Below are 6,939 nucleotides of genomic sequence, written 5' to 3'. Positions count from 1 at the left end.
ACGCACAACCCCACCCGCACCTCTGGCCCCACCCCCATGCTTCTCAAGTGGTGTGCCAGCTGGTTGGCGCGTCGGTTCAGCTCCGCGTACGTCAGCCGCCGGTCCTCATACTCGACCGCCACCGCGTCCGGCGTCCGCTGCGCCTGTGCGTCGAACAACTGCGCCAACGACGCTTCTCGTGGGTAATGCGCAGTCGCCCCACTCCACGCCGTCAACCGCTGCTGCTCTTCACTGCCCATCAGCGGCAGTTCGGCCAGCCGCGTCTCAGGCCGAGCGACGGCTGCGTCCAACAACACCCGCAGATGTTCCAGCAGCCGCTCCATCGTCTCGGCTTCAAACAGGTCGCTGTTGAACTCGAGGCCTCCAGAAAGGCCCTCATCCGTCTCACTCAACCCGAGCGTCAAATCGAACTTCGATGTCTTCGCTGACGACTCGGCTGCCTCCAGCTTCAGCCCCGGCAGGCTCACCGCTCCTCCCGGCGCGTTCTGCAGCACCAACATCACCTGGAACAGCGGGCTGCGGCTCAAGTCCCGCTCCGGCTGCAGTTCCTCCACCAACCGCTCGAAGGGCACTTCCTGGTGCGCGTACGCACCCAACGTCACTTCACGCACCTGCGCCAGCAGCTCACGGAAACTTGATGCCGCAGACACCTTCGTCCGCAGCACCAGCGTGTTGACGAAGAAGCCAATCAGCCCCTCCGTCTCAGCCCTCGTCCGGTTCGCTATCGCCGTCCCGACGCACACGTCTTCCTGCCTCGCGTACCTCGACAGCACCACCTGGAAGGCCGCCAGCAGCACCATGAAGGGCGTCGCGTTCTCCCGCTGCGCCAGCCCCTTCACGCCCTCCCACAGCCCCTTCGGCCACTCCAGTCCTCTCGTGTCTCCTCGGTACGTCTGGACCGCCGGCCTCACCTTGTCCGTCGGCAACTCCAGCGCCGCTGGCGCACCCGCTAGCTGCTTCCTCCAGTACCCGAGCTGCTCTTCCAGCACCTCACCCTTCAGCCACTCTCGCTGCCACACCGCGTAGTCCGCGTACTGCACCGCCAGCTCCGCCAGCGGTGACTCGCGCCCCTGCGAGTACGCCTCGTACAGGGCCACCAACTCCCGCACCAGCACGCCCATCGACCAGCCATCCGACACGATGTGGTGCATCACCAGCACCAGCACGTGTGCGTCTTCCCCCTCCTTCACCAGCGTCGCCCTCAGCAGCGGGCCCGTCTCCAGGTCGAATGGGCGAAGCGCCTCTTGCTCCGCGAGGCGTTTTGTCTCCAGCCCTCCTTCACCGTCGTCCGGAGTTCCGCATGCCAAGACGTCCAACCGGGTCGATGCAGTGTCGGAGACGATCTGGACGGGCATCCCGTCCTGAGCACGGAACGTGGTTCGCAACGATTCGTGTCGGCGAACCAACTCATCGAAGCTACGGCGCAACGCTGCAACGTCCAGGACGCCTGTGAGCCTCACTGCGACCGGCACGTTGTAGAAGGCGCTGCCAGGCTCCAATTGATCGAGGAACCACAGTCGCTGCTGAGCGAACGACAGCGGCAATGCACCCTGGCGCAGAGCCCGCTTCAGTGGTGGCGCCTGGGGCATCAAGCCCCCCAACTGTGCGTGGCCCAGCCGGAGGGCCAGCTTCTCCACCGTCGGAGATTCGAAGACGTCCCTCAGGGGGAGTTCCACCTGGAAGGACTCGCGGACGCGTGACACCAACTGCGTGGCCAGCAGCGAGTGGCCACCCAGCTCGAAGAAGTCTTCATCGACGCTGACGCGCTCGACGTTCAGCACCTCGGTGAAAATGAACGCCAGCTTCTCCTCAGTCGCCGTGCGGGGTGCTTCAAAGTGCGCCGTCTTCGGGCCTTGTGCCTCTGGAGCGGGCAGCGACCTGCGGTCCACCTTGCCGTTCGGTGTCAGCGGCAGCGACTCCAGAACCACATACGCCGACGGCACCATGTACTCCGGTAGCCGCTGCTTCACGTGGCTTCGCAGTGCACCCGCATCCAGTGCGGCCCCTCCCTGCGCCGTCACGTAGGCCACCAACCGCTTGCCTTCGTTCCCGTCTTCCCGCGCCACCACCACGGCTTCGTTGACGCCACTGTGCTGGGCCAGCACCGCTTCCACTTCTCCCAGCTCAATGCGGTAACCACGCACCTTCACCTGCGTGTCCGCTCGGCCCAGGAACTCCAGCGTCCCGTTCCCCAGCCACCGCACCACGTCCCCCGTGCGGTACAGCCGCTCTCCCTCACCGAATGGGCTTGGTACGAAGCGCTCCGCCGTCAGCTCCGGGCGGCCCACGTACCCCACTGCCAGCCCGTCTCCGCCCACGTACAGCTCACCCGGAACGCCCACAGGCACTGGACGCATTGCCCCGTCCAGCACGTAGGCCACCGTGTTCTTCACCGGCCGGCCGATGGACACCGAGGCACCTACTTCCTCCGGCCTCTCCATCCGGTACGTGCTGGAGAACGTCGTATTCTCCGTCGGGCCATACCCATTGACGAGCACACCGCCTGCGGCCAGCCGCTCCTTCACGCGGGACACCGGGAGCGCGTCGCCCCCTGCAAGCAGCTGACGGACACTGGCCAACGCCTTCGGCTGCCTCGCCTGCATCTGCTCGAAGAGCGCAGCCGTCAGCCACAGCGACGTCACACCTGAAGACTCCAGCTTCCGGCCCAACTCCTCCAGCGTCGGAGTCCCTGCCGGGTACACCACCAACCGCGAGCCGTGCAGGAGCGCGCCCCACACTTCCAGCGTCGATGCGTCGAAAGAGATGGGCGCCAGTTGCAGCCACACTTCCTCCGGCCCGAAGTGCGCGAAGTCCGTCCCCAGCACCAAGCGAGACACTGCTCGGTGCGGCACGCCTACGCCCTTCGGCTTCCCCGTGCTTCCTGACGTGAACATCACGTACGCAAGGTTTCCACCGCCCACGTTGGCACTCGGCGTGGTTTGCGGCTGATGGGCAATCTGCGTGTCCCACTCCGTGTCCACGCACACCACCAGCTCGCCGCCCGTGGCCACCTCGTCCGCCAGCTTCTCCTGCGCCACCAACACGGCAACGCCGGCCTCCCGCTTCATCCACGCCAGGCGCTCCAGCGGGTAGCTGGCATCCAGCGGCACGTACACGCCCCCTGCCTTCAGGATGCCCAGCACGCTCACCACCAGCTCCAGCGAGCGCTCCACGCACAACCCCACCCGCACCTCGGGCCCAACGCCCATCCCCCTCAGGTGGTGCGCCAACTGGTTCGCACGCCGGTTCAACTCCGCGTACATCAGTCGCTGGCCTTCGTACTCCACTGCCACCGCGTCCGGCGTCCGCTGCGCCTGCTGCTCGAAGAGAGCACTCAGGCTGGCATCGCGTGGGTACGTGGAAGCCGTCCCGCTCCATTCCTTCACCAACCGCTGCCGCTCTTCACTGCCCATCAGCGGCAGTTCGGCCAGCCGCGTATCCGGTTCGGCGACGCCGGCGTCCAACAGCACCCTCAAGTGTCCAAGCATCCGGTCCATCGTCCCGGCCTCGAACAAGTCGCTGTTGTAGTTGACCATCGCCATGACGCCGTCCGGCACCTCCTCCATCACCAGAGACAGGTCGAACTTCGACGTCCGCCCCTCCGACTCCACACCGGAGAGCCTCAAGCCATCTCCGAGCTTCACCTCCGTCTCGGGCGTGTTCTGCAGCGTCAGCGTCACCTGGAACAATGGACTGCGGCTCAGGTCACGCTCGGGCTGAAGCTCCTCCACCAGTTTCTCGAACGGCACGTCCTGGTGCGCATACGCACCCAACGTCACCTCTCGCACCTGAGCGAGTAGCTCACGGAAGGTTGATGCCGGGAACACCTTCGTCCGCAGCACCAGCATGTTCGTGAAGAAGCCGATCAGCCCTTCCGTCTCGCCCTGCGTGCGCCCTGCGATGGGCGACCCCACGCACACGCCGTCCTGTCTCGCGTAGCGGGCCAGCACCACCTGGAAGGCCGCCAGCAGCACCATGAACGGCGTTGCTCCTTCACGCTGTGCCAGGGCCTTCACCCGCTCCCACAAGGCCAGGGGCCAGGACTGGTCGAGGTGTCCTCCTCGGAAGCTCTGCGCCGCGGGCCGCGGTTTATCCGTCGGCAGCTCCAGCGATTGGGGTGCCCCCTTCAACTGCCGCTTCCAGTATGCGAGTTGCGACTCCAGCACCTCGCCCTTCAGCCACTCCCGCTGCCACAGCGCGTAGTCCGGGTACTGCACTGGCAGTTCCGGTAGCAGTGAGGGACGCCCCTGCAAGAACGCCTCGTAGAGTGCGGTTACATCCCGCACGAGGACGCCCATGGACCACCCATCAGACACGATGTGGTGTGTCACCAGGATCAGCACGTGATCTTGATCGGACAGCTTCAGGAGCGTCACGCGCAGCAAAGGGCCACGTTCGAGGTCGAACCGCTGGTGTGCCTCATGTTCGACTAGACGAGTGACTTCCGCCGTGCGCGCGGCCTCCGCCGATGACTCCAGCCCCACGCTTCGGAAGGCCAGCACCGGCTCGGCTGCGATGACTTGAACGGGTTTTCCATCCCGAGTGCTGAACGTCGTCCGCAGCGACTCGTGGCGCCGCACGAGCTCCACGAAGCTCCGCTCGAGCACCTCGGCCTGGAGCGGCCCCTCTACCCGAAGGACGGCCGGCACATTGTAGGAGGCGCTCCCTCGCTCCATCTGGTCCAGGAGCCATAGCCGCTGCTGCGCGAACGACGGAGGCAACACCCAGCTCCCATCCGCTCGTGGCTTCAGGGGCGGAGCGGCGATCGACGCTCCCGTGCGAATGGCTTGGTCTACCCGCTCGGCCAGGAGCGACAGCGTGGGAGCCTCGAACAATTCACGGAGCGGGAGCTCGATTCGGAAGGTGCTCCGAATCCGCGACACCATCTGTGTTGCCAACAGTGAGTGGCCACCCAGTTTGAAGAAATTGTCCTTCGAACCCACCCGCTCCACGCCCAGCACCTGCGAGAAAATCCCAGCGAGCAGTTCCTCTGTGGGAGTGCGCGGCGCCACATAATCGGAACCTGGCGTGCCCAGCATCGTCACCGGAGCAGGCAGCGCCTTGCGGTCCACCTTTCCGTTCGGCGTCAGCGGCAGCGCCTCCAGCACCACGTACACCGACGGCACCATGTACTCCGGTAGCCGGTGCTTCACGTGGCTTCTCAGTACACCCGTGTCCAGCGAGGCACCTTCCTGCGCCGTCACGTAGGCCACCAACCGCTTGCCTTCGTTCCCCTCTTCCCGCGCCACCACCACGGCTTCGTTGACGCCACTGTGCTGGGCCAGCGCCGCTTCCACTTCACCCAACTCGATGCGGTAGCCCCGCACCTTCACCTGCGTGTCCGCTCGGCCCAGGAACTCCAACGTCCCATTCCCCAGCCACCGCACCACGTCCTCCGTGCGGTACAGCCGCGCTCCCTCACCGAATGGGCTTGGTACGAAGCGCTCCGCCGTCAGCTCCGGGCGGCCCACGTACCCCACTGCCAGCCCGTCTCCGCCCACGTACAGCTCACCCGGCACGCCCACAGGCACTGGGCGCATTGCCCCGTCCAGCACGTAAGCCACCGTATTCTTCACCGGCCGGCCGATGGACACCGACACCCCGACTTCCTCGGGCTTTTCCATCCGGTACGTGCTGGTGAACGTCGTGTTCTCCGTCGGGCCGTACCCGTTGATGAGCAGGCCACCTGCCGCCAGTCGTTCCTTCACGCGGGACACTGGCAGCGCGTCACCACCAGCCAGCAGCTGACGGACACTGGCCAGCGCCTTCGGCTGCCTCGCCTGCATCTGCTCGAAGAGCGCAGCCGTCAGCCACAGCGACGTCACACCTGAAGACTCCAGCTTCCGACCCAACTCCTCCAGCGACGGCGTCCCAGCCGGGTACACCACCAACCGCGCGCCGTGCAGCAGCGCGCCCCATACCTCCAGCGTCGATGCGTCGAAGGAAATCGGTGCCAGTTGCAGCCACACTTCTTCTGGCCCGAAGTGCGCGAAGTCCGTCCCCAGCACCAAGCGAGACACTGCTCGGTGCGGCACGCCTACGCCCTTCGGCTTCCCCGTGCTTCCTGACGTGAACATCACGTACGCCAGATGCCCACCGGCCACACTGGAACGCAGGTTGCTTTCTGGCTGATGCGCAATCTGAGCGTCCCACTCCGTGTCCACGCACACCCTGGACTCGGTGTCACCGAGCCCCATGGACTCGAGCAGCTTCTGCTGCCCCAGCAGCAGCGTGACGCTCGCCTCCTGCTTCATCCACGCCAGGCGCTCCAGCGGGTAGCTGGACTCCAGCGGGACGTACACGCCTCCCGCCTTCAAGATGCCCAGCACGCTCACCACCAGCTCCAGCGAGCGCTCCACGCACAACCCCACCCGCACCTCAGGCCCCACACCCATGCTCCTCAGGTGGTGTGCCAACTGGTTCGAGCGCCGGTTCAGCTCCGCGTATGTCAGCCGATGGTCCTCATACTCCACCGCCACCGCGTCCGGTGTCCGCTGTGCTTGCTCCTCGAAGAGGACACTCAGGCTGGCATCGCGTGGGTACGTGGAAGCCGTCCCGCTCCACTCCTTCACCAGTCGCTGCTGCTCTTCACTGCCCATCAGTGGCAGCTCAGCCAGCGGCAGCGCTGGGGCGCTCACAGCAGTCTCCAGGAGCACCCGCAAGTGCCCCAAAAGCCGCTCCATCGTCTCGGCTTCAAACAGGTCGCTGTTGAACTCGATCGCGCCCGACAGCCCTCCCGCGCTCGACTCTCCCAAGCCGAGCGTCACGTCGAACTTCGACGCCTTCGCAGACGACTCCGCCGCCTCCAGCTTCAGCCCCGGCAGGCTCACCGCCCCTCCCGGCGCGTTCTGCAGCACCAACATCACCTGAAATAGCGGGCTGCGGCTCAAGTCCCGCTCCGGCTGCAGTTCCTCCACCAACCGCTCGAAGGGCACTTCC

At 65.9% G+C, this 6,939-nt stretch carries 1 protein-coding gene (running past one end of the window); it reads right to left on the bottom strand.

The genetic code is table 11. From position 1 onward, the window contains the following. On the bottom strand, positions 1 to 6,939 hold part of the coding region annotated (locus FMP39_RS05245; protein ID WP_141588882.1) for a non-ribosomal peptide synthase/polyketide synthase (this coding region is incomplete at its 3' end). 20,156 nt of the annotated region lie beyond the right edge of the window; 6,939 of 27,095 annotated nt are visible.

Origin of the sequence: Myxococcus sp. AB056 (assembly GCF_006547365.1) — a bacterium.
In the GTDB taxonomy this organism is placed as follows: Bacteria; Myxococcota; Myxococcia; order Myxococcales; family Myxococcaceae; genus Myxococcus; species Myxococcus virescens.
The sequence above is the reverse complement of the archived record's forward strand: the minus strand, read 5'-3'. Positions and strand labels throughout refer to the sequence as shown.